At 45.0% G+C, this 23,412-nt stretch carries 27 protein-coding genes and 1 tRNA gene; 10 read left to right on the top strand and 18 right to left on the bottom strand.

Annotated features, from left to right (window positions below; all coding sequences use genetic code 11):
- The first annotated feature begins 10 nt into the window (after positions 1-10).
- Positions 11-595 (top strand): nucleosidase, encoded by a 585-nt coding sequence (locus DW182_RS06680; RefSeq protein ID WP_118295055.1) that lies wholly within the window; start codon positions 11-13, stop codon positions 593-595.
- Positions 596-599: 4 nt separating this feature from the next.
- Here DW182_RS06680 and DW182_RS06675 read toward each other — a convergent pair whose 3' ends face one another.
- Positions 600-959 (bottom strand): YbaN family protein, encoded by a 360-nt coding sequence (locus tag DW182_RS06675; protein WP_007666073.1) that lies wholly within the window; start codon positions 957-959, stop codon positions 600-602.
- A gap of 109 nt (positions 960-1,068) precedes the next feature.
- On the opposite strand from DW182_RS06675, the gene DW182_RS06670 reads away from it, so the two are divergent.
- The 3 genes from DW182_RS06670 to DW182_RS06660 all read left to right on the top strand — a co-directional run bounded on the left by DW182_RS06670 (position 1,069) and on the right by DW182_RS06660 (position 2,948).
- The gene (locus tag DW182_RS06670) at positions 1,069-1,926 is read left to right on the top strand and encodes a phosphodiester glycosidase family protein (protein WP_118295054.1); all 858 of its coding nucleotides are present in this window, start codon (positions 1,069-1,071) and stop codon (positions 1,924-1,926) included.
- A gap of 114 nt (positions 1,927-2,040) precedes the next feature.
- Positions 2,041-2,373 carry a 6-carboxytetrahydropterin synthase QueD gene (gene queD, locus DW182_RS06665; protein WP_118295053.1) on the top strand — a complete coding sequence of 111 codons (333 nt, stop codon included), beginning with the start codon at positions 2,041-2,043 and terminating at the stop codon, positions 2,371-2,373.
- Between the two features lie 29 nt (positions 2,374-2,402).
- Positions 2,403-2,948, top strand: a complete 546-nt coding sequence (locus DW182_RS06660; protein ID WP_118295052.1) for a radical SAM protein — start codon at positions 2,403-2,405, stop codon at positions 2,946-2,948.
- A gap of 81 nt (positions 2,949-3,029) precedes the next feature.
- Here the strand turns inward: DW182_RS06660 and DW182_RS06655 are convergent.
- The 6 genes from DW182_RS06655 to DW182_RS06630 all read right to left on the bottom strand — a co-directional run bounded on the left by DW182_RS06655 (position 3,030) and on the right by DW182_RS06630 (position 9,516).
- Positions 3,030-3,102, bottom strand: a tRNA-Trp gene (locus DW182_RS06655).
- Between the two features lie 75 nt (positions 3,103-3,177).
- Positions 3,178-3,753 carry a uracil-DNA glycosylase family protein gene (locus DW182_RS06650; RefSeq protein WP_118295051.1) on the bottom strand — a complete coding sequence of 192 codons (576 nt, stop codon included), beginning with the start codon at positions 3,751-3,753 and terminating at the stop codon, positions 3,178-3,180.
- Between the two features lie 108 nt (positions 3,754-3,861).
- Positions 3,862-5,955, bottom strand: a complete 2,094-nt coding sequence (locus tag DW182_RS06645; protein WP_118295050.1) for a KamA family radical SAM protein — start codon at positions 5,953-5,955, stop codon at positions 3,862-3,864.
- Between the two features lie 491 nt (positions 5,956-6,446).
- Positions 6,447-7,073: a hypothetical protein gene (locus DW182_RS06640; RefSeq protein ID WP_118295049.1), complete on the bottom strand. Its 627-nt coding sequence runs from the start codon at positions 7,071-7,073 to the stop codon at positions 6,447-6,449.
- 121 nt (positions 7,074-7,194) lie between these two features.
- Positions 7,195-8,586, bottom strand: a complete 1,392-nt coding sequence (locus DW182_RS06635; protein WP_118295048.1) for a sodium:alanine symporter family protein — start codon at positions 8,584-8,586, stop codon at positions 7,195-7,197.
- A gap of 288 nt (positions 8,587-8,874) precedes the next feature.
- Complete coding sequence (locus DW182_RS06630) at positions 8,875-9,516, bottom strand: helix-turn-helix domain-containing protein (protein WP_044264935.1); 642 nt, start codon at positions 9,514-9,516, stop codon at positions 8,875-8,877.
- 155 nt (positions 9,517-9,671) lie between these two features.
- Here DW182_RS06630 and DW182_RS06625 point away from each other — a divergent pair, with 155 nt between their 5' ends.
- From DW182_RS06625 to DW182_RS06615, 3 genes are all read left to right on the top strand, one after another.
- Entirely contained in the window at positions 9,672-9,845 is a 174-nt protein-coding gene (locus DW182_RS06625) for a histone H1 (RefSeq protein WP_007213067.1), read from the top strand.
- Between the two features lie 168 nt (positions 9,846-10,013).
- Positions 10,014-11,279: a putative DNA modification/repair radical SAM protein gene (locus DW182_RS06620; protein WP_118295047.1), complete on the top strand. Its 1,266-nt coding sequence runs from the start codon at positions 10,014-10,016 to the stop codon at positions 11,277-11,279.
- Between the two features lie 14 nt (positions 11,280-11,293).
- Positions 11,294-12,064: a TIGR03915 family putative DNA repair protein gene (locus tag DW182_RS06615; protein ID WP_044532474.1), complete on the top strand. Its 771-nt coding sequence runs from the start codon at positions 11,294-11,296 to the stop codon at positions 12,062-12,064.
- Positions 12,065-12,089: 25 nt separating this feature from the next.
- Here the strand turns inward: DW182_RS06615 and DW182_RS06610 are convergent, their stop codons facing one another.
- The 6 genes from DW182_RS06610 to DW182_RS06585 form a co-directional block, all read right to left on the bottom strand.
- Entirely contained in the window at positions 12,090-12,758 is a 669-nt protein-coding gene (locus DW182_RS06610; protein WP_118295046.1) for an MgtC/SapB family protein, read from the bottom strand.
- Between the two features lie 266 nt (positions 12,759-13,024).
- The gene (locus DW182_RS06605; protein ID WP_118295045.1) at positions 13,025-14,005 is read right to left on the bottom strand and encodes a lytic transglycosylase domain-containing protein; all 981 of its coding nucleotides are present in this window, start codon (positions 14,003-14,005) and stop codon (positions 13,025-13,027) included.
- Positions 14,006-14,088: 83 nt separating this feature from the next.
- Positions 14,089-14,814, bottom strand: coding sequence for an SDR family oxidoreductase (locus tag DW182_RS06600; RefSeq protein ID WP_118295044.1), 726 nt, complete (start codon positions 14,812-14,814; stop codon positions 14,089-14,091).
- 10 nt (positions 14,815-14,824) lie between these two features.
- Entirely contained in the window at positions 14,825-15,286 is a 462-nt protein-coding gene (locus DW182_RS06595; protein WP_044532998.1) for a GNAT family N-acetyltransferase, read from the bottom strand.
- Positions 15,287-15,291: 5 nt separating this feature from the next.
- Positions 15,292-15,717 (bottom strand): secondary thiamine-phosphate synthase enzyme YjbQ, encoded by a 426-nt coding sequence (locus DW182_RS06590; RefSeq protein WP_044532997.1) that lies wholly within the window; start codon positions 15,715-15,717, stop codon positions 15,292-15,294.
- A 69-nt stretch (positions 15,718-15,786) separates the two neighbouring features.
- Positions 15,787-16,647, bottom strand: coding sequence for an ion transporter (locus DW182_RS06585; protein WP_044532996.1), 861 nt, complete (start codon positions 16,645-16,647; stop codon positions 15,787-15,789).
- Between the two features lie 215 nt (positions 16,648-16,862).
- On the opposite strand from DW182_RS06585, the gene DW182_RS06580 reads away from it, so the two are divergent.
- Both DW182_RS06580 and DW182_RS06575 read left to right on the top strand, forming a co-directional pair.
- Positions 16,863-17,633, top strand: a complete 771-nt coding sequence (locus DW182_RS06580; RefSeq protein ID WP_118295043.1) for an SDR family oxidoreductase — start codon at positions 16,863-16,865, stop codon at positions 17,631-17,633.
- Between the two features lie 26 nt (positions 17,634-17,659).
- Positions 17,660-18,124: a MaoC family dehydratase gene (locus tag DW182_RS06575; RefSeq protein ID WP_007666016.1), complete on the top strand. Its 465-nt coding sequence runs from the start codon at positions 17,660-17,662 to the stop codon at positions 18,122-18,124.
- Between the two features lie 394 nt (positions 18,125-18,518).
- On the opposite strand, the gene DW182_RS06570 is transcribed toward DW182_RS06575, so the two are convergent.
- The 5 genes from DW182_RS06570 to DW182_RS06550 form a co-directional block, all read right to left on the bottom strand.
- Positions 18,519-18,833: a nitrous oxide-stimulated promoter family protein gene (locus DW182_RS06570; RefSeq protein WP_118295042.1), complete on the bottom strand. Its 315-nt coding sequence runs from the start codon at positions 18,831-18,833 to the stop codon at positions 18,519-18,521.
- On the bottom strand, positions 18,830-19,573 hold the full coding sequence (locus DW182_RS06565; protein WP_118295041.1) for a GrpB family protein: 744 nt from the start codon (positions 19,571-19,573) through the stop codon (positions 18,830-18,832). Before DW182_RS06565 ends, DW182_RS06570 begins: the two co-directional genes overlap by 4 nt.
- Before the next feature lie 151 nt (positions 19,574-19,724).
- Positions 19,725-19,997 (bottom strand): zinc ribbon domain-containing protein, encoded by a 273-nt coding sequence (locus DW182_RS06560; protein ID WP_007666010.1) that lies wholly within the window; start codon positions 19,995-19,997, stop codon positions 19,725-19,727.
- A gap of 38 nt (positions 19,998-20,035) precedes the next feature.
- Positions 20,036-20,782 carry a GNAT family N-acetyltransferase gene (locus tag DW182_RS06555; protein ID WP_118295040.1) on the bottom strand — a complete coding sequence of 249 codons (747 nt, stop codon included), beginning with the start codon at positions 20,780-20,782 and terminating at the stop codon, positions 20,036-20,038.
- Position 20,783: 1 nt separating this feature from the next.
- The gene (locus tag DW182_RS06550) at positions 20,784-21,233 is read right to left on the bottom strand and encodes a GNAT family N-acetyltransferase (protein ID WP_118295039.1); all 450 of its coding nucleotides are present in this window, start codon (positions 21,231-21,233) and stop codon (positions 20,784-20,786) included.
- Positions 21,234-21,633: 400 nt separating this feature from the next.
- On the opposite strand from DW182_RS06550, the gene DW182_RS06545 reads away from it, so the two are divergent.
- The gene (locus DW182_RS06545) at positions 21,634-23,385 is read left to right on the top strand and encodes a helix-turn-helix domain-containing protein (RefSeq protein ID WP_118295038.1); all 1,752 of its coding nucleotides are present in this window, start codon (positions 21,634-21,636) and stop codon (positions 23,383-23,385) included.
- The last annotated feature ends 27 nt before the right edge of the window (positions 23,386-23,412 follow it).

Genomic DNA, 23,412 nt, shown 5'->3' with positions numbered 1-23,412 from the left:
AAGATGCAGTATGAAAATTTTAGTTACTTACGCCGTACAGGGTGAGTTTACGGAGTTAAAGTTTCCCGGATTGATAGGAGAGGAAGAAGTTCACATCGGCTATATTCGTACAGGAGTAGGCAAAGTGAAGTCAGCTTATTATGTTTCTGAAGTGTTCAATCAGGCTAAGCCGGACTTGGTGATCAACGTAGGTACGGCAGGAAGCATTGATTGCCAGGTAGGAGATATTCTGGTGTGTCGTCATTTTATAGACCGTGATATGCAGAAGTTAGCCGATATGGGCTTGGAATATGAGATTGATTCTTCTACTTTGCTGGCAGAGAAGGGATACTGTATGCATTGGGCAGGAGAAGGCATTTGTAATACAGGCGATACTTTTCTGACGGAACTTTCGGATGTGAAAGGCGATGTGGTCGATATGGAAGCTTTTGCGCAAGCCTTTGTTTGCCGTGCCAAGAACGTGCCTTTTATTGCTGTGAAGTATGTGACGGATATCATAGGACAGAACTCCGTGAAGCATTGGGAGGATAAACTGGCTGATGCTCGTAAGGGGTTGGGGGAATTCTTTGAACAGATAGGTGGAGCGGTAAAATAAGCATCTACTTCAGCGTCTTAAACGAAAGGATATGATAGGTTACTCCTGCTGCAATAATCAGGAGTATTACTTTTACCCATATATACGGTATGATAAAAAACACGCAGTAGAGCATGGTGATCCACATCAGCGAGATGGAAATTATCTTTGCACGTAGAGGGATGGCTTTGTTTTCACGAAAGTTGCGGATATAAGGGCCGAGATGCTTATGATTTAATAACCAGTTATACAGGCGAGGCGAACTTTTAAAGTAGAGTGCAGCCGTGAGTAGCAGAAATGGAGTAGTGGGTAGCAACGGCAGAAAAATGCCGAGGATACCAAGTGCCAAAGAGAGTGTACCAAGTGCTATATAAAGGGTTTTCATGCCGCAAAAGTACTCTTTTTTTGTTTACGGAGAAAGTTCTGTTTGCTTTGTTATCTGACATTCACTTTAAATGCTTATGTTTGCGAAGAATTTTCAATAAAGTCAAAACATGTATTTGAGAAAGTCCGTCTTCGCGCTATTGCTGATACTGTGTAATGTATTTGTTGTGGTGGCACAGACCACCGCAGACTCTTTAGCACTTGTTACTGCTCGCTGGAATGTAACTTCTATGGGAAAAGGTGTACTTTGTCGTGAAGCGGAGTTCGTATCTTTGTATGGTGTTCCGCAGCATGTCGCTATTCTTGAAATCAAACCGGAGCAACATCGGTTTGACATTTTAATTCATTCTCCTAAAGAAGAAACCAGTAATGCTGCCCGTCGTTCCGGTGCAGTGGTGGCTATTAACGGTTCTTATTTCAATATCAAGCAAGGAACTTCTATCTGCTATTTGCGGAAAGACGGGGTGGTTGTGGATACTACTGCGACCGGTGTACTCAGTACTGTATCCAATGGTGCCGTGAAAATAGATAAAGGGAAACTGGACATCATAGCCTGGAAGAAACAGGATGAGAAAACTTGCGAACAGAAAGAAGGGAGTATTCTCGTTTCCGGTCCGTTGATGCTGCTGGATGGAAAAGCTTGTGATTTGTCTGTTTGTAACCGGTCATTCGTTCAGACTAAACATCCACGGAGTGCCGTAGCTCTGATGAAGGATGGAACGGTATTTCTGATTGCGGTTGCTGGCCGTTTCGAAGGTAAGGCGGAAGGTATCAATATCCCTGAGTTGACACATCTTCTTCGTGTATTGGGTACAAGGAAAGCTTTGAACCTGGATGGTGGTGGTTCTACTACACTCTGGAGTGCTTCTGCACCGGATAATGGAATTGTAAACAAGCTTACTGACAATAAACTTTATGATAATAAAGGGGAGCGTAAGGTTGCCAATTCACTTTGTGTTTACGAATAAAAGCAGAAGATTTAAACTGTAATCCTTAGAATTTTTGTACTTTTGTGCCGTGCCGAGGTGACATTAGGTGCGACAACAGATAAAGTATTTTTTTATTAGCGTATTAACAAGAATATGTATACAGTTATCAAACGCATGGAAATATCAGCTGCCCATAGCCTGAAACTTTCCTATCGCAGCAAATGTGAGGATCTGCATGGTCACAATTGGATTATCACAGTCTACTGTCGTTCCCGGGAACTCAATGCCGATGGAATGGTAGTTGATTTCAGCCACATCAAAGAAACGGTGAAAGGAAAGCTCGATCACCGTAATCTGAATGAAGTTCTTCCATTCAATCCTACTGCAGAGAATATAGCTCGTTGGATTTGTGAGCAGATACCTACTTGCTTCAAAGTCGAGGTGCAGGAATCCGAATCCAATATAGCTACTTATGAGAAAGAATAACTCTACTGAAAGCGGCACGAATATTTTTTATGAGAAAGATTAATGAGATTTTTTATAGCTTGCAGGGTGAAGGCTATCACACTGGCACGCCTGCTGTCTTTATCCGTTTTTCCGGTTGCAATCTGAAATGCTCTTTTTGCGATACACGGCATGAGGAAGGTGTACTGATGTCCGATGATGAAATTATTGCCGAAGTACGGAAATATCCAGCTGTTACAGTTATCCTGACGGGTGGAGAACCTTCCCTCTGGATTGATGAGATTTTTATCGACTGTTTGCACCAGGCGGGAAAGTATGTCTGTATCGAAACGAATGGAACGAACCCATTACCCCAAAATATTGATTGGGTGACGTGTTCTCCCAAGCAAGGAGCGAAGTTGGGAATTACCCGCATGGATGAGGTGAAGGTCGTTTATGAAGGTCAGGACATTGGAATCTATGAATTGCTTCCGGCTGAATATTTCTTTCTGCAACCCTGTTCGTGTAGTAATACTACGGAAACAGTGGCATGTGTCATGCAACATCCTAAATGGCGATTAAGTTTGCAAACACATAAACTGATTGATATCCGTTAATGAATCGGGTAGTGTTATAAGATGACAGAGGTAATAAATGAAAATAGCTGCAAGTAAAAACTCACAGCTATTTCTATCTTGCACGGGAGGAGAGGCTCGAACTCCCGACACCTGGTTTTGGAGACCAGTGCTCTACCAACTGAGCTACTCCCGTGTTTGCGGCTGCAAAGGTAATGTAAACTTTTAAATATGCAAGAGGGATGAGCGATTATTTTAACGCTCTTTCGTCTTATAACATCTGTAAGTCCTGATACATAATGCGGTAGGCGGCTGCTTTTTTTTCTAAAGCAAGTGGATAAGCACGCGAAGAAGAGGGCATCCGATAAAGTCGCATAGGTCTGCCATCAAAAATAAATTCTGTAAAATCTCCCACTTTCGGCTTATCAAGAGAGAACTGTTCGCATAAAGTTTCCGTTGCTTTCTCACCTGTAGTAACTATGGCTTTACACTTTGGTAAACGGCGGAGCATGCCCTCGATATCCGTAGGTTCTACAACTTCCAGGAATTTGTCGGATGCGTTGTCCTGCAATCGTCGTATGGCGGTAGCTGTATCAAATAGGGCAATGCCTTTTTCTTGCAGGAAAGGGATAATGCGATCTTTGTCGAAAGCTTTTGCCGCTTCGTTCAGAAAATGATTCTTATCATTGAAGAACAGGAGTCCTACAATCCGCCACATATCATTGTTCCAGTTCGGATAATAAAACTCCATCGACCACCTTTTCTTTTGAGGTGGAAAACTTCCCAGCATTAGCAAACGGGCGTTAGCAGGAAGAAAGGGGGCTAAAGGGTGTCGTTCGATTTTCATACTCACTATTTTTAGGATAAAAAATGTCTGAAAAGCCCGGAATATAATTCAGACTTTTCAGACGACTCTGTGATTTTCTTATGCAAAAGTACAGATTATTTCCGGAAGTTACTCTGCTATTTCCAGATTACTCATTTTTTCTGTGATGCGGAAAGGGAAGTCCGGATATTCGTATAGGCTGAATCGTGATTCGGTTTTGCCTTCCGTATAATTCCAGATACTTGCGTAGTCTTCTACATCTTCTCCCATGGCGCGCAGTTGGCGCAGGTAGGCAGCTATGGACTTATTTTCTACGATATAGACCTGTCCGAGCTGGTTGATTATCGGGCTGTGGCGACGTGTTCCGTCGTGGTCGAAACGAAGGATGCGCTTTCCGTCTTCAGTCATTCCCACCAGATTGAATGTCATGCTCTTTCCGATGGCAGGCAGGTTCAACACGCTGCGGTCTGTAGCAAGGAACGGAAGATGATGTATCTTCAGGAACTGGCGGATACAGGAGGCGGGATCGAGTGCCGTTTCAAGCGATGCAGACAGATTGAAGGCATCTTCTTTATTTAGTTTGCCGAAACGCTTCTCTTCTTGTTGTTCCTGCATGGAACGGCTGTTTGGCGTAAAGACTGCGTTGTTTTCTTCGAAACCTTTTACGGAAAATGTATAGTAACAGACAACTCCCAGTTGGTTAAGTACCTGGCGCAGGCGGGTGGTGTGTCCCCGACGTGAGGCAGCTACGTTATACACAAGTTGGTTGGTAATCAGCCAGCCTGCCGATAATAATTTACGTATGCCTTCTTTTGCTTCGGGAGTAACCTCCAGTGGCGTTTGGAAGTGTGTTTGAATAATGAACTGGCGGATACCGATGACGGATGCTTTCTCCTTGAAAGTTCGCAGAATTTCTACCAATTCATCGTTGATACGCATTGGAAGATAAGCAGGTAAACGCGATCCGAGACGGATACGCTGTAATTCGGCATACTTTTCTCCTTCCGGACGTTCTTGATTGGCTTTCCGTTTACGGGCAGCCATACGGTAAACGGCTTCCAGAATTGTGTTCAGCGTTTTGTTCTGACTCATGAGGGCATCTCCACCTGTAATGAGGATATCACGCAATTGGGTATCTTCCTCAAAGTAAGCCATCAGACGGCGTAATTTCTTCTCCCATGTTTCTTTAGGACGCAGGGAGTCAAACTCAAAATTGAGTCGTTTACTCTGGAAGTCATACATGCGCTGGCAGGAAGCACAAAGCCCGCCACAAGCGCGTCCCATGGTGTCTGGAATGAGGATGGCTACTTCCGGATAACGACGGTGGATGTTGTGTCCGTCGGGCAGGAGCCAGCCGGCCGCATTGGGTTTTCCGGCTTTTACTATGTCTTCACGTTCCCAGGCGCGGATTTGTCCGTAAGTTTCTACCAGTTGCGGGGAATAGAGGATGTAGCTGCGCAGAGATTCATCGTTGTATCCTGTGCTGCCGGGATTTAACAAGTGCAGATAGTAAGGCGTAACGAAGAAAGGCATTCCTTTCTTGCGGGCACGAGATAGCAGATACATGGTTTCAGCCGAAAGTGAATTACCAAGGAAGCGATTCAATTCCGTAGGGCTTTTGGTAGCCATGGCCAGATGGAAACGGAAATCGTTCCACCATTCGCTGACGAGACGGTATTTCTCTTCATAGCTGATGCCCTCTTCAAAATGGAAACGTGAAACAGTGGTACGGTGCTCTATCTTTTGTATCAATGCGTGCAGAATACGTTCTTTGTTTTTGGCACGGATCAGTTGCACGTCTTCGTTCAGTCCGCTGGGCCAGCGCTCGGTCCACGCTTTGACGCGTTGGGGTGCGGGGAGTGGGGCAGCAGGATGCTGTAAGCGTTTGAATTGCTGGAAAATATCCAGGAACACGTCTGTTTCCACATCTTCTTCCAGGTTTCCGGTAAGAAACGCGTATAGAAGTGACAGGGTAGAAACAGTCATTTGTTCATCGGTAGAAAGTTCATGGACTTCCCGGCCGTCATATTCAATCAAAAGTCGAATTTGCCTGATAACTTCACTTTCCGTATCAGCTTGACTGGTAATGAATTCCGAAATGCCTTGCTTGAAGCTTTCCGTACCGTCGCTCTGTTCGGCGATGCGTACAATTTCGGGAAGTTCATTTCGATACAGTTGCTTCAACTGGGATAAAGTGAGTGCAAGCATTTTCTTTTGTTTCATAAGCGGTTGTTTTTTAATGATTAATACTGAAATAGTTACGAGTTACAAGTAATGAGTTAAGTAACAAGTAATAAGCTACAGCTGATGAGTGTCTTTTCGGGGTGATTCTCTGATAGACTAAAGCGTCTGGTGGCTTACTCCGATAGTTCGGAAGTTTGACAGCTTGAAATAGACATTCTGAATTATCGAATTGTCTGAACTAATAGATTTTCTGAAATACCAGCTTATCAGGGTTATCAATTTATCAGAGTTTTCAGCTTACCTTGTGTAACTGTTTGTCACTGGTAGCTTGCAGCCTGTAGCTTAGCGGACAAAGCCCGCTGTATCTTACAACAATCTCTTTACATAAAGTGTTGTTGTTCCTTCGAATAAAAAGTTGCATAAAAATAACAAAAAAGAGCGAGAAAATCATTTCTCGCCCTTTTTATTGATTGTTTCTTTAGAGAACTTTCTCTTTTGATAACAGTTTTTGTCTGATAGATATTTCAAACTTATTTCTCTTCTGTGGCTTTACTTTTCGGCTCTTTTTTAGCAAGTAGCACAACGTTATACACGTATTCTGTCATCCATTGCTCGGAGTATCCCAAACGCTCTTTATATTGACGGACTGCCATAGCCGTCTTATGTACATCGTCCTTTTTCCATACGGTTTTAGTACAAACGTCATGTACGGTCTTTTCGGTCATAGTGCGCAGCGCGCCTTTAAAAACAGAGGGCACACGGAACTTCCATTGCATCAAGTTGCCCATCAACATCATCAGGTCTTGTGAAAAGCCTTGATACATAAACAAGTATGCCTGCACATCATTCTGCGTGCGGCAATGTTTTTTTACGGAGGCATCGATTTCCTTGAAAAAGTTTTCACTTAGTCCATAGTCCTGCATCAGCATTTTGCGTGAAGCGGTCTTTTCGGCTTGTCCCAGTCGTCCGCCCTGAGTCGGTATTTTGAACAGACGTTTGAAGTTGGCTACATCCGGCACGAAACGAATGTTCGTAATTCCCAGATTAGCGGCAATCACGGACTGGAAATAAACACGTGTCAGTGACACGAAATCTTCCACGTTTTTGGAGGAAGTACCCTCGGAATTCTTTTTAAATAGTTTGGCAAATATACCCATCTGATTTATGTTTTATGATTTATGATTTATAATTGCCGGGGCAATTGCGGTTGCAAAAGTACGAAATAAGTTGATTTACACCAACAATTGTATAAATCATAATTTATAAATCATAAATCTCTTACCAGCACTCTATGTCATTTTCCACTTCTTCGAGGCGGTCTTTTGTGAAAACAGGGTCTTTGATACCCGCGCGTTTCTGTGCACGGTAGTCTTCCAGCAGTTTGAAAGCGTATTTACCGAGCAGGCTGATGGCAATCAGGTTGCAGAGCGCCATCAATCCCATGGTGACGTCTGCCAGACTCCATGCCACATCCAGTGCAGCGAGTGCGCCAAATAGTACCATACCACCTACCAGGATGCGGTAAATGCTCAATATCCATTTCTTCCGAGTAAGATAACGCACATTGGCTTCTCCATAATAATAATTACCCAGAATGCTGCTGAAGGCGAAAAAGAACAAAGCAATGGCAACAAAAATGCTTCCTGCCGAGCCAATCTCGTTTGTCAGCGCCTGTTGCGTAAGTTGTACCCCATTGGCAGAGCCGTCCAGTGGCGCACCACTGAAAAGTATAATGAACGCGGTGCAGGTACATATAATCAATGTATCGGTGAAGACGCCCAAGGTCTGTATCAGCCCCTGCTTTACGGGATGTGTGACGTGTGCGGTAGCCGCCACATTGGGAGCGGAACCCATACCGGCTTCATTGCTGAACAATCCCCGCTTGATGCCTTGCATCAATGCAATACCTACGCCACCACCCAATGCCTGTTGCCAGCCGAAGGCATGGCTGACGATGAGTTTGATAACGGCAGGAAGTTCAGTGATATTGATAGCTACGATAATCAGTGCCAAAGCAATATATCCCAATGCCATAATGGGGACAATGATACTGCTCACTTTAGCAATGCGCTGTACACCACCAAAGATAATAAGCAGCGTAGCTATGGTAATAACCCCTCCTACAATGACGTGATCGAAACCGAACGCATGTTCGAAAGCTGCACACAGTGTATTGCTTTGCACGGAGTTGAAGGCGAAGCCGAAAGTTATCGTAATGAGTACGGCAAACACACTACCCATCCACGGTTGTTTCAATCCTTTCCGCATATAGTAGGCGGGACCGCCAACAAAGGAGTCTTTGCCTTTCACCTTATATAATTGTGCCAATGTGGATTCTACAAATGAACTGGCAGCCCCAAACAGGGCAATGACCCACATCCAGAATACTGCTCCCGGTCCGCCTACAGCAATGGCAGTGGCTACACCCGCCAGATTGCCCGTGCCTACGCGGCTGGCAATGGAGATGGCAAACGCCTGAAATGAAGAGATATGCTTTTCACCTGGCTTGCCGTTTGTTCCTGCTGAGTCACCTAGTAAACGTACCATTTCCCTTATCATGCGGAACTGTACGAAGCGGGTTTTCAGCGTGAACCAAAAGGCACATCCCAAAAGCAGAGCGATAAGGATATAGGTCCAGAGAATATCGTTGATTGAATTGATTATATTCATGCTATATTGTTTTATATTTACTTGTTTAATGATAAACTGTCGGTTCTTCTGTCTGAATTTATTGATTATAAAGGTCGCAAAAGATATGTTTTGTAACTGATTGAATATTAATGTGTTGTGTTGAGGCGTTCTAAGACTGCAGCTGAGGTACCCTAAGTATCATACTGAGGTATCCTAAGTATCATATTGAGATACCCTAAAATAACAACTGTTTTTGGTTTTTGTTTTTCTGTAAACAACTTTTTCCTCATACCCAAAAAGTAAAAGTCAGGATTGAAGAATGATTATTTATTTTAATCTGAAGTGAAACTTATGACCTTCAAATACCGGTTCTACAATATCAAACCGGATGAACTTGGCAAGTAAATGTTCTGCTGCACGTCGGGAAAGGCGTGCCAGCCTACAATACCTGTTCAGCGATAGACTATCATTTTCTTCCAACAAGTCAAGCAACAACTGTTCGCGCTCTGTATAAGTTATCAGTTCTCCCCGCGGACTACCACTTTGCTGCCATACACGCAGATGCACCGGTGTGGCGAGTATATTCTCATCCTTGATGCGCAGATAAGCCAGCGGTTTTCCTGTTTCATCCTTGGCATATACAGGTTTTTGCAGACTTTCCTCAATCTGCACTACCAGCACGCTGCGTCCTTCTGCCTGAAAGGTCTGCATGGTATAGTTCACTTCCGGCTGACAGTACATTTGCGCTGCCGCCTCTATCATATATTGTTCCTCGTCAGAGCGAACTCCGGCTATCTTTCCGTTATCTTTAACTCCGATCAGCAACCGCCCGCCGTCTGTATTGGCAAAGGCGGAGAGCGTTTTTGCGATCTTACGGGCATCGGAAATCTCAAATTTAAAGTCCTGCCTTTGGTGTTCGCCTTCGGCTATGAGCATGTGTATGTATTCCGTATCTGTAAGGGTTTTCATGCCTGCAAAAGTAGGCAAAAAACGCCAGAGGACGCCTTTTTGCGCAATTTTTGCGGATTATTTCAAAAAAAATATTGTTTTTCTGCATTTATTTCAAGAAAGAGTGTATTTTTGCCAGACATTATTAACGAAGTAATATTAATAAGAAAAGGATTATGAAAGAATTAGTTGAAAAAGTTGCTGAATTGTATGCAGCATTCGAGAAAGATGCAAAAGCTCAGATTGAAAATGGTAACAAAGCTGCCGGTACTCGTGCACGTAAGGCTTCTTTGGAAATCGAAAAATCAATGAAAGCATTCCGTAAAGCATCTTTGGAAGCTGCTAAATAATAAGCACGCTTACTGAAAGAATTGAAAGACCGTCTCAATGAGAGCGGTCTTTTTGGGTTTTACAGGTATGAAGAGACTCTGAATAGTTATTCATTATTTAACTTCCCATTATTTGTTTCCTTCTCTTCGAATTGCTACTTTTGACCCAATTATAGTTGAGTAGCGGGTATGAACGAAAACGTCCTTAATAAACTGAAGATACTGGCGGAATCAGCGAAATATGATGTTTCGTGCGCGTCCAGTGGTACTGTGCGTTCCAACAAGCCCGGTATGTTGGGGAATACTGTCGGCGGCTGGGGCATTTGCCACAGTTTTGCTGAGGACGGGCGTTGCATTTCACTATTGAAGGTGATGCTGACAAACTATTGCATTTATGATTGTGCCTATTGCATCAACCGTCGCTCCAACGATTTACCGCGTGCCACGCTTACGGTAAGTGAGCTTGTCGATTTGACGATGGAGTTCTATCGCCGTAACTATATAGAGGGATTGTTCCTTAGCAGTGGAGTGGTGCGAAATCCTGATTATACAATGGAACGCTTGGTGCGCGTGGCAAAAGACTTGCGTACCATCCATCGTTTCAATGGCTATATCCATCTGAAAAGTATTCCCGGCGCCAGCCGTGAACTGGTGAATGAAGCGGGGTTATACGCCGACCGTCTCAGCGTCAATGTAGAAATACCGAAAGAAGAGAATCTGAAACTTCTTGCCCCGGAGAAGGACCATAAGAGTGTATATGCGCCGATGCGCTATATCCAGCAAGGTGTTCTGGAGAGTTCGGAAGAACGGAAGAAACACCGCCATGCTTCCCGTTTTGCTCCTGCCGGACAGAGCACGCAGATGATTGTAGGGGCTACGGCAGAGTCGGACAAGGATATTCTGTACCTTTCATCCGCCCTTTATAAAGGTCCTACAATGAGGCGTGTCTATTATTCCGGCTATATCTCTGTCAATACTTATGATACCCGTTTGCCTGCCCTGAAACAGCCGCCGTTGGTGCGCGAAAACCGTCTTTATCAGGCAGACTGGCTGATGCGTTTCTATCAGTTCAAAGTGGAGGAGATAGTGGATGACTCGTATCCTGACCTGGATTTGGAGATTGACCCTAAGTTGTCATGGGCTTTACGCCATCCGGAGCAGTTTCCTGTGGACATCAACCGGGCGGATTATGAAATGTTGCTGCGCATTCCGGGGGTAGGAGTGAAGTCGGCGAGGCTGATTGTGGCATCCCGCCGCTTTTCTAAATTAGGCTTCTATGAATTGAAGAAGATAGGCGTGGTGATGAAAAAGGCGCAATATTTCATTACTTGTCACGAACTGCCCATGAAGACAGTGAATGAGATGACCCCGCAGGCAGTGCGCAGTCTGTTGATAACAAAACCCAATAAGAAAAAAGTGGATGAAAGGCAGTTGTTGCTTGACTTTCAGGATTAAGAGAATCTCTTTTCATGACGATATTTATCTTTGATAATACCTTCGAAGGCTTGCTGACTTCCGTTTTTGAAGCCTATTCCCGTCGGACTTTCCCTGATGCTCTGCTTCCGGAAGGAGAGCCGTTGCCCCTGTTTCATGAGGAAGTCTTCACGGTAATCACCGAAGAAGAGAAAGCAAAGCGCGTGTGGCGTGGTTTGCAGAAGAAACTTTCTTCCGGCGCTTTGTCCTGCCTTGCCCAGTGTTGGCTGGCGGAAGAAGCAGAAACGCCGATGTTGCTGTTCCGCTATATCCGCAAGGCGATTGATGCTCCCCGTTCCATTGAGACGAACTTTGCCGACCCTGATGTGCTGGAATTTTCACGTATGTGGAAGCGGGTGGATTGGGAACGTCTTCGTATGCTCCAGTTTATCCGTTTTCAGAAAGCTGCCGACGGCACTTTCTTTGCTGCCGTGGAACCGGAAAAGAATGCCCTCCCTTTGGCCATCGACCACTTTAAAGACCGTTTTGCCGACCAGCCCTGGTTGATATATGACATCAAGCGGGCTTACGGATTCTATTATGATTTGAAAGAAGTACGTCAGGTTACATTTGAAGAAGGTTCGCGTGAGGGGCATCTCGTTACCGGTATGCTGGACGAAAGCCTGATGGACAAGGACGAAAAACTCTTTCAGCAACTCTGGAAGACATACTTTAAAGCCATCTGCATCAAAGAACGGCTAAATCCGCGGAAACATAAACAAGATATGCCAGTACGTTATTGGAAACACATGACGGAGAAGCAATAACGGCAGCAGCTATCCTATGCGGCAGCTATTCTATCTGTTCCACCGTCACGTCCGGCCATTCCTGCATCAGCGACAGCATGTGTCCTTCGTCATTGCTCCGCTTGGATTTGATGACCATAGTCACTATGTATCTCTCCGTTTCTCCATAGCCGAGCCTTTCCATTTTGTAGGAGACCAGCATATAATTCCGGGATTTGAATTGGTCGGAAACTTCTTTGAGTATGTCCTTGTTTGGAGTAGAGAAGGTTATCATGGAACTTTTCATTCCTACACTTTTGAACAAGATGCTGAGGAGCTCCAGTCCTGCCAAAGTCAATAGAGTGGCGGCAATGCCGATCACATACATTCCGGCTCCAACCGCCAGACCGATGCCTGCGGTGGCCCATATTCCTGCCGCAGTGGTCAGTCCGCGTACAATCTGTTTTTGCAGGATGATGGTGCCTGCACCGATAAAACCGATGCCGCTGACTACCTGTGCCGCCACACGGCTTGGGTCCAGCGATACGCTGTTTTCCTTGATGATGTCCTGAAAGCCGTATTGGGAAACAATCATGATGAGGGCACTGCCCAATGATACTAAGAAATGAGTGCGGTATCCTGCTTCTTTGGCACGGTATTCACGGTCCAGCCCGATGATGGCACCCAGAATGCCGGCAACTAATAGTCTGAGTACGAAATCAAAATTTAATGCCATATTACCTCCTTTTTGTTCTAATTTATTGTTTCTAAATATGGTTTGTGTAACTGGTTGATAGTCAAATGTGTTAATATAACCCATAATGAGGTACCGACTGAATGGCATTCACCTACCGACTGAATCATATTCACCTACCGACTGAATGGGGATGAGGTTACGATCGTATCTCCCAAATTCTTGTTTTGTAAATAATTATATGTGTTTTTAAATGCAAATATCTATCCTCGCGTTGATAAGCTGTCTTAATTGAGACGAAACCTACATCAATCAATCACCCAATTCTTATTATGGGGCACCGTCCGCTTCGGGTCGTAATGCATTCCCGCCTGTGTCGGTATTTTCAGAACGTATGTACGTCCACTTTTGTTTGGCAGGGAGGTGTCGCGCAACCAGGGATTGGCGTCCTTCAGTTGGGCATAGGTGACGCCCTTGTCTCGGGCAAACTGCGCCAGGTTGTCGATACCCGTATTAACGGTGACCTCCGTATAAGGAATGGCCGGATAAAGATGTTCCCGTTTCAGCAGGAAGCCGTAACGTTGCGGATTACTGATGACAGCTTTGGCGGCAAGCAGGCGAAACATATAGCGGGAAGTCTCCTCAACCAGCCAGAGGTCTACGGCCTGGTCTACGAGTTGCTTTTTCAGTTCGGAAGAAATGCGTCCCTGTCCGCCATTGTAGGCGGCAGCTACACAAAGCCAGTTGCCATATCGCTGGTAAGCATCTTTCAGATACTTGCATGCCGCGCGGGTTGCTTTTTCCACATGATAACGCTCATCAACGCTGGGGTTGACTTCAAGGCCGAATTCGCGTCCGGTGGTCTGCATGAACTGCCACATTCCGGCGGCTCCTGCCGGACTGCGGGCAAGGGTATTCAGGTTACTTTCTATCACGGCAAGATATTTGAAGTCATCGGGCACACCGTTTTCTTTCAGTATCGGCTCGATGATGGGGAAGAAACGGTTGGCACGTTTGATGGTCAGCATGGTGGTGGAGTGCATGTAGGTGAACGACATCTGTTCGCGGTCCATGCGCTCGCGGTGGTCGTAACGTCTCAGGTCAATCTCCTGTCCGGCAAAGCTGATTTTGTCCGGTACGGAAGGGGAGGTGACGCAATAGGGAACTTCGGATTTAACGGATTGCTGTTCAGGGTCTATCGTGCTGTGCCCAAACAGAAATGGAAGTGTGGCACCGGCGCATAGAGCAACTGAGGTAACTATCAGGATATGTATTGAGTTTTTTTTCATTTTCAAAAGTTTGTTTGGTTCGAGGTCGAATATACAATATTTACGGGAATGAGGCAAGAACTATGGTGTCTTTACAACGAATCTTAGTTCTTTATAGGCAATCTTTCCCATAACCACCGGGGGATCATTCGCCAGAAAAAGACAACTACACGATATCTGTCGTCGATCACAATGACCCGTTTTTTCCGGTTCAGGGCACGGACGATACTCTTCGCTACCTGATTGGCTTGCATCAGCATAGGGAACTTACCGCTTTTCAGTAAGTCGGTAGCGACGAAGCCCGGGCGTATGTCTGTGAAATGGATATTCAAGTGTTGCATCCGGGAGAGTTGTGCCAAGGCTTCGATGTAAGTATTCTGGAAACGTTTTGTTGCGGAATAGGCCGGGGCGATGCCCAATCCTTTGGTGCCTGCAATGGAACTGATGACAGCAATATGTCCTTCGCCACGGGTTTTGAAGTAATTGAAAGCGGAGGTTACCATGCGGGTGAATCCTTCTACGTTGGTACGGGTGGTATTTAGCTCTATTTCCGGTTTTAGGTCCGGGTTCTGGCTACCTATGCCGGAGCTGAGAAAGAACAAATCCATGCCACCTAACTTCCGGATGAATGTTTCCAGCAGGGTGGGAGCATCCGGATCCGTTACGTCCAGACGTTGGATTACGATTTGTCCGGGGGCGGTGGCTTGCAGTTTCTCCAATGCTTCTTCCCGTCTTCCGGCAATACCGATGTGCCAACCTTGCTGAACCAGCAGTTTGGCAACTTCTTCTCCTATACCGGAGGTGGCTCCTATAATGATAGCTCGTTTCATAGTTACTGTATTAGTAGTTTGTTAATTGCATGTGCAGGATGGGGAAGGGCTTACCTTGCGCATCTGTTTCATCTCGGTCTATTACTTCAAAGCCCCTGTTACGGTAAAAGCGGAAAGCCTGTTCGTTTTGTTCGTTGACATCCACTTTGCGGAACCCTCGTTCGTTTACGGCAAACTCTAATAATGTCTTGCCATATCCTTTTCCCTGTTCGTCGGGGTGGATAAACAGCATTTCTATTAAATCGTCGCTTAGTCCCAGAAAGCCACTGATACGGTTGTCTTTATTCTTTATAATATAGAGTTGCACTGCGGGGAAATAAACGTTCTGTACCAGAGGTTTGTAGTACTGAATATCTTCTTCACTCAAGAAGTGATGCGTACTGCGTATGGAAGCTTCCCAAAGTTCAGAAAGTTCGGGATAATCTTTCTCTGTGGCGACGAAGATATTTGTAGGCAGATTGTTCATTTTCATATATTCTATTGTCCGATGACGGTTGCTACTATTTTTCTTCCACCGCCATGATTGCGGAATTCACAGAGGTATATACCTTGCCAGATACCCATATTCAGTCTGCCTTCAGTGATAGGTATGCTCAGACTATTACCTGTCAGGGTCGATTTGGCATGGGCGGGCATGTCGTCATCTCCTTCGCAGGTATGCATATAGTAGGGTTCCCGTTCTTTCACCAGGTGGTTGAAGATGGCCTCCATATCGGTCTGGACATCCGGATCAGCATTTTCATTGATGCTAAGCCCGGCGCTGGTATGCTTGATGAACAGATGTAAGAGTCCGGCTTGCGGCAGGCGAGGCAGGTTACGTATTATTTCATCCGTTATCAGGTGAAAACCACGTGCACGGGGACGTAGGGTAAATTCTTTTTGAGTAACAAAACTTTGTTCCATTTTATATATTGTTTAAATTAAGAATGAAGAATTTCCTTTCGGAGTACCTCTACAGCGCAGCTAAATTCTTCATTTCTCATTCTTCATTTCATTGAGTGATGAACCGCAATACTTGCAATATTGTGCACCCTCATCGTGTCCTCGCCTGTGACAGTTGGGGCACTCTCTTGCTACACTCTTTTCATGCTTTTTCATCAGCGATACGGAAACGATACCGGTGGGCACTGCGATGATTGTGTAACCTATCAGCATGACACAACCCGAAAGGAACTTTCCCAGGGCGGTGACAGGAGTTATATCTCCGTAACCTACGGTGGTAAGCGTGACGCAGGCCCAATAGATACTGTTGGGAATATTGCTGAACTGCGTATTGGGCTTTCCTCCTTCAATCATGTACATCAGTGTTCCGATAGATATCACCAGAATAACCACAAACATGAAGAAAACAGCGATTTTCTTGCTGCTGTCGCGTAGTGCTGTCAGTAGCATTTGCCCCTCTATCCAGAAGTTGAATAGCTTGAAAACGCGGAATATGCGTATCAAGCGGAAAGCCCGTATGATAAGCAAATAGCGTGCTCCGGGGAACAGAAAAGCAAGATAAAGCGGCAGCGTGGCCAGTAAATCGATGATGCCGAAAGCGCTGAAAGCATACTTTGCAGGTTTGGGTGAGCAATACAATCGGGTGATATATTCGAAAGTGAAGAAGCCTGTCAGCAGATACTCCATCACGATGAAAGGCGTTTTCAGCCATACCGGCAACCCTTGCAGACTTTCGAGTATGACAAGCCCGATACTGAGCAGGATGCACCAGATCAGGATAACGTCGAATAGTTTTCCGGCGCGTGTATCAGCTTCGAATATGATGATATATAATTTTCGCTTCAAAGCCTGATTATGCATCAGTTCTGTGAATTTATCTTTCAGTTTCATGTTTCGTAATGTTTGTCACAAAAGTAGGAAAACCTTTCCGAATAAGAAAAAGGGGACTTGACTTTTTGTGACTTGCTGGAATATGGAGTATATTTGTTACCTGTTTTCACGATTTAAAAGTAAACAACCATGAAAAGAATAATAACCTTCGCTATCGGGGTTTTGTTCATGGCGTCATTTGTAGTTGAAGTTATAACCTTTAATATAGAGAGCGTATGAATAAAGTATGTGTTGTGACGGGTGGAGCTGCAGGCATCGGACGTTGTACTGTCGAAATGTTTGCGGAGGCCGGATATACGGTGTACTTCATAGATAAGACGCCGGAAATGGTGCAGGTTGTGGAAGAGAAGATGTCTGAAAGAAGTCTTTCTGTGACGGGATTTGTGGGGGATATTGCTGAGGAGGAAACTTTGAGGGACTTTGTTGATTTCGTCTTATCTCTTGAGAACCAGATAGATTGTCTGATAAACAATGCCTGTCTGACGAACGGAGGGATATTGAGTAGCTGTTCATACGAGGATTTCCTGTATGTGCAGCGTGTGGGAGTGGCTGCTCCTTACTTCCTGTCTTTGCTGTTCAAGGATTATTTCAGTGGGGCGGGGGCCATCGTGAATATATCTTCTACCCGTGCTTTCCAGTCGCAAGCCAATACGGAGAGCTATACGGCTGCCAAAGGTGGAATAACTGCTTTGACGCATGCGCTGGCTGTCAGCCTTTCCGGCATTGCCCGGGTGAACTCCATTGCTCCGGGGTGGATTGATACAGGCAGTTATCACGAGGATGATTATGTTCCGTCTTACACGGAGGGCGACATCATGCAGCATCCTTCGCAGAGGGTGGGAGAGCCGGCTGACATAGCTCGTGCTGTTCTTTTCCTTTGTGACGAACGAAACTCTTTCATTAATGGAGAGAACATCACGATTGACGGCGGCATGAGTAAACTAATGATTTATCATAATGATTATGGTTGGGATTATCAACCGTAGAAACTATTAAATATAAAAAGAGAATAATGGAAAAAGTAATTATTAACTCGTACGAGGAATTTGAAAAGCTGGTAGGCCAGCAGATTGGCGTTTCTGATTATGTAGAACTTTCGCAAGAGCGCATCAATATGTTTGCAGATGCTACGTTGGACCATCAATGGATACATGTAGACACGGAACGTGCAAAAACAGAAAGTCACTTCAAGACTACCATTGCGCACGGTTATCTCACTTTGTCTATGCTTCCGCATTTGTGGAACCAGATTATTGAGGTAAACAACCTGAAGATGATGGTTAATTACGGTATGGAGCAGATGAAGTTCGGGCAGGCGGTGTTGTCGGGACAAAGCGTGCGTCTGGTGGCAAAGTTACATTCGCTGGCAAATCTGCGTGGTGTGGCGAAAGCAGAGATTAAGTTTACAATTGAAATAAAGGATCAGCCTAAGAAAGCGCTTGAGGGGATTGCAGTGTTCTTGTATTATTTCAATTGAGGTATCCTTTTTCCATTGGGATTAACTTATATCTGAGCGGTTATGAATTAAATGATGATTTACTGTATATTTCACCGATTAGTAATTATGCTTACAAAAAGCGAGTAGATTTCTTCCTTTCCCGCAGTTCTTCCTCCCACTCGTTGAGTGAACCTGATTCAGTCAGTGACTGAATGCCTTTCACTCAGTGACTGAATGCCTTTCACTCAGTGACTGAATGCCTTTCACTCAGTGACTGAATGCCTTTCAGTCACTGACTCATTGTACCCCCATTCAGAAGGTGTCTGGGAGGGGGTAGGGAAGGTGACAAGATAGGAAAGAAAAAAAGATGAAAATTGTACACAAAAAACGTATCTTGATTCATTTTTGTAGGGATATGAATTGATACTCCTTCTTATCTCTTCCTAATATATTCCTGCCACAAATGTCGGATAGCCGCCACCGGATGATAGAACAACATTCTCGGTCCCGCCCATCTCATCACTACTCTCATCCGTTCTCTCATTTCCGGCTTATAGCAATGCACGGTACAAATCCGGCAAGTTGATTTCCCGTCTCCGAACGGACAACGTGAAAGCCGTGTCTGCGCATACTCCAACAATTCCCTGCATTGCGGGCACAGTGTTCCGTTCCCCTCTTTCTTCCGGCAGTAGAGGCGAATCATCTGTTCTACGGTTTGCTTTTCCTTTTCGATGCGGGAGTGTTTCATATAAGTTCCAAATGTTTTAATCGTGAGCGGATAGCCCCTTTTCCCCGTTCGAAAATATCAGATAGTTCCGCAATTGTTTTTCCTTGATTGTATAATGTTGTCAAATAGTTATCAGCTTTTTCTTCCCAGGGCAGATAAGCATTTCCGTATTTTTCTTTTTCAGCAGATACACTTTTCTTCTCTTTGGGTAGCATTTTTGCCAATTGAACGATGTGCCTGATGAACTCTGTTTTCCCTTCCGTATATGCCTCTCTGTCATGCTCGTACTTCTCTTTTAATTTCTTCTTGAGTTCTCCGTAATCATGAGCTACATCCGGGTGAGTTTGGAGGTAGTGGCAGAAAACAGGCTCATCCCAATGTCCGGCATATCTTACGTGGATATGATAAGCCTGTCCCTGAAACCCCTGTAGGGTATATCCTTTCATGAACATCATGTGCGGGGCAGGTTTTTGAGGCTGTGGAGAATAAATATAACCTATGCTCTCCAGACTTTTGATTAATTCGTTGGTGTTGGTTTCACCATTGATTTCTAATAATATGTCTATGGTTGGCTTTGCGATTAGTTGTTCGATGGCAGTACTTCCTATATGGTCAATGCGGTAGATGTTTTTGCCAATAGTATCGTAAAGTATTCTTTCTTCCTGATCGTATAATTTAGCCCAGTCTTTCTTATGCTCAGTCAAGATGATGGGAAACAATGTTCCTAACTCTTCATCGGACATTTCTGTCAATTGTTTCATAACGGGATTCGTTTTTATTTGTGTTGTAAAAGTACGCTTTTCCTGGTAAAGGGGGACATTATTACGGGCTTTTTTTATGCTTCGGCAAGTTATTCTTTTTTTGCCATCGCATTGGCAAAATGTTGTCAATACGGTGGCAAGATGTTGGCAATTAATTCTGCCAGCGTTTTAGCTTCGGAAACTCTTGCTTCATCATGGCAATTGCCTCTTCTTTAGTCACTTTCTGTTCCGAATCTTTGTTGAATTCCTCAACAAACTGAGCACAGTGTTCTATCATTTCGTCCATGGTGCAGTCCTGAGTGAACTTTCCATTCTGATAACAGTAAGTGCAGTAGTCTGCGCTGAGGCTACCGTCAGCATTTGTTCCGCAAACTTCATTGGATGTCAGCGGCATTCCGCAGCTCTGGCAAAATTTCATTTCCATAATTGTTCTTGATTTTAGAGTTTTATAAATATGTATTCTTATTTCAATTGCAGCAATTTCTTTAGCAATCCTTCATTCAGCAGATGTACAGTCTCGAACTTCCCGTTATAGAATACCGCCCAATTATTGAAGATGCAAGGCAGTTGCTTGGCTTTTTCCAGCGTGTCGACTTCTATCAACTGCAAAGGCACCTGATTATTCTCACAATAATTATAGATTTGCTCGATGCAGTTGGGAATGTAAGGACATTGCACGCCGTAATATATAGTCAGCTCTTTATTCTCAATCGTCTGTTTCCTTGCATCCGCCGTAAATTGCGGTTGGCTGCCGTCAAGGGAAAGAGCTAATAATTCGTATTCGTCATTAATGCTATCCACTACCTTGAAGCCATATTTCAGCATAAATTTCTTGTCGGACAAGAAAGGCTTCTTCTTTTTGGAAGACAGCACACAGATACCCGATTTCCCTTGTGCCTTGGCATCGTCAATGCACGATTGCAACAGGGCTTCTCCATATCCTTTTCCCTTGTAGCTGCCTGCCACCCACAGGCAGTAGATATACAGATAGTTATCTCCCGTCACAGGCACCCAAGCCTTTTCCAGCGGGGCATACTCGATAAACACCTTGCCTTGTGCATCCAGTTTGCGGAAGACGTGCCCTTCTTTTACGCGTTCGGACAACCAGTTCCGCTTATCATTTACACCTGTTTGGTGCTTCTTATCAGAAATGGCGCAACATAAATGTTCGCTCACAACGTTATCCGGGGTCAATGTGATAAATTCCATATTATTTCTTGCTAATTTTTAAATAAACCATGTCCCGCAATTGTTTTCCGTCCTCATACATGGGGTGGTCGTAGTTCTTGATGAAGAAATCGGGTATCCGGTGGGAGTAGGTGAAGCCGCACCGTTCATAAAACGGTATGGTATAAGTACTGTCTCCTGTGCCCACTAACATCGTCTGATAGCGGTCTTTGTAGTGCTCCAGCAGAAACTTTATCAATTGTGTTCCATATCCTTTGCGCTGATAGTGCGGATAGGTTGCAATGTTCTTTATTTCATAGGTTCCGTTTCCTTCATCGGTGATTACGCAGGCGGCTTTTAAGTCTCCGTCGTAGAGGGCAAACATTTCTCCGCGTTCCAGATAAAGGTCAATCATAGATTCCTGCTCGTCTGCGAGAAGCAGGAGTTCGAGGAATTCTTTCTTGTTCTTTAAGATAGGTACGATATTAATCATATAGTATTGACTGAATTGTTTTCAAATTCCCCAAAGATAGGTAATTGAAACGGGACAGGCAAATACCTCCTCTCTTTTCTTGTCAAATAAATGAAGCGAACCGGTAGTTGCGGGTTGCGTCCTGTAGTGAACCTGATTCAGTCGTATACTGAATGCCATTCAGTCGTATAGTGAACCCTATTCAGTCGTATACTGATTATCCCCCCTTTCATAAGATGCTCAGGGCCGTTTTCAACGTGAAGTGGCATAACAGTATAAAATGCAGTCAATAACCGGTTCACATGAATCAGATTTTTTTCTTATTGAACAACAATTTTCTTGCGTTAATTGGCTGCCAATCGATAAATTTCTGTAGTTTTGTAACTTCTGAATTCAAAATTGATACTAACACACAACAAATATGAAATATAGAACTTGCCTGACAACACTTCTATACAGCTTCCTTTTAGGACTCATCCTGCCCGCTTCGGCACAAAATTCTCTTCAACACCAGAAAGACTCTTTACGTCATGCCCTCGAACATGCGGAAGGCATTGATAAGTTGCAGACTTACAACAAACTGTACTACATCTATATGGCAGAAGCCGGCGATGACCAGAAAATGGATACGCTGATGACGCTGTTTGAGCAGGCGGAAACCGAAGCCATCAGGCAAGGCAACACACAAATGCAGGGAATGGTGTACGGCAATAGGATTATCTCCTATATAAACAGGAGCGAGCACGACAAAGTCATAGAAAAGGCGCCCGCCTATCTCGACTTTTATATCCGGCACGACTTGTGGAAATTCTATTATCAGATACACATGCAGCTTATCACCGCCTACAACCTGAAAGGAGACTATGAACTGGCGGCCGCCGAAGCCGGGAAAATGTATACCCGTGCCCGGGAGCGCAAGGACAAGGCAGGAATGGCAACCGCACTCTATGCCACCGGCATCATCTATAACCTGCAGAAGAGGCCGAAAGAGGAAGAAGACTGCTTCCGGGAGAGCATCAGCCTGTTGTGGGAAGTTTCCGGTTACGATAATATCCTGACGCAATCCTATGCCTTCCTGTGCGTGTCGCTTCGTGCACAGGCACGCTATGACGAGCTGCTGCAACTGGTGCCCGAATATGAAAAAGCCATCGCCCGCTTCGAGAAAGCCACCGGCAGGGTGCAGCCCGAAGCTCGGGGAAATCTTTATGTGGCACTGATGAACACCTATATAGATATTAAAGAATATGACAAGGCGGGCATATACCTTTCCAAACTTGAAGGTAGCGTCAACAACAGCATGTCGAAATTCGAACTGCTGCGGGCAAAGGCGCTGATATTGCAGTCGCGGGGAGATTACCGCACGGCACTTGCCGTTATCGACAGTGCCGTAATACAGGTTCAGGAATCGGCTTTCAACCTCAATGCCGTGCGTAAGATAAAGATGGAGATACTGGCACGGGCGGGGCGCAATGATGAAGCGTTCAGTCTGCTGGACGAAATCATTGCGGCGAACGACAGTATAAATAATGTGGAAGTCAACGCCCGCTTTGACGAACTGCGCACCCAGTATGAGGTGGAAAAGCACATTGCCGAGAAAGAGCGTAATTTCCATTATTTCCTGTTTGCCCTTGGCATTTGCCTGGTTTTGGTGTTGCTCCTGGCAGGCGTCTTCTACTATAACCGGATTATTTCTACCAAGAACCGCAAGCTGTACGAGCGAATCAAGGAACAGGACAGGCTGGCGGAAGAACTCTCCAGAATGGCACAAGCCTGCGAAAGTACCGCATCGTCGGAAGCCCTGCCGCAGACATCCGATACTGCCGCCACCGTTGAGCAGCACCGGCTGGTTGCCCGTTTGCGCGAGTATCTGCTCTCCGGTGATAACCTTTCTAATGCCGAGATGAACCGTGACGAGATTATCTCCGCGCTCGGCACCAATAAAAACCTGCTGACCGACGCCGTCAGAGCCGTGACGGGGAACTCTCCCATGGAGTATATGCGCATGCTGAAACTGGACGAGGCACGCAAGATGCTCGACCATCATCCCGAACTTACGATTGAGGCGATAGCTTTCAGTTGCGGCTTCAATATCCCGAGCACCTTCTACCGTCTGTTCCGAAAACAGTATGGCATCAGTCCGGCGGAATACAGGAAACAGGCAAATAAATTATAAACATCTACTTATCAATCCCCCCAAAAA

The organism is Bacteroides sp. AM16-24, assembly GCF_003471885.1.
In the GTDB taxonomy this organism is placed as follows: domain Bacteria; phylum Bacteroidota; class Bacteroidia; order Bacteroidales; family Bacteroidaceae; genus Bacteroides.
Note: the sequence above shows the minus strand (reverse complement) of the source record. Positions and strands in the feature narration are given on the sequence as shown.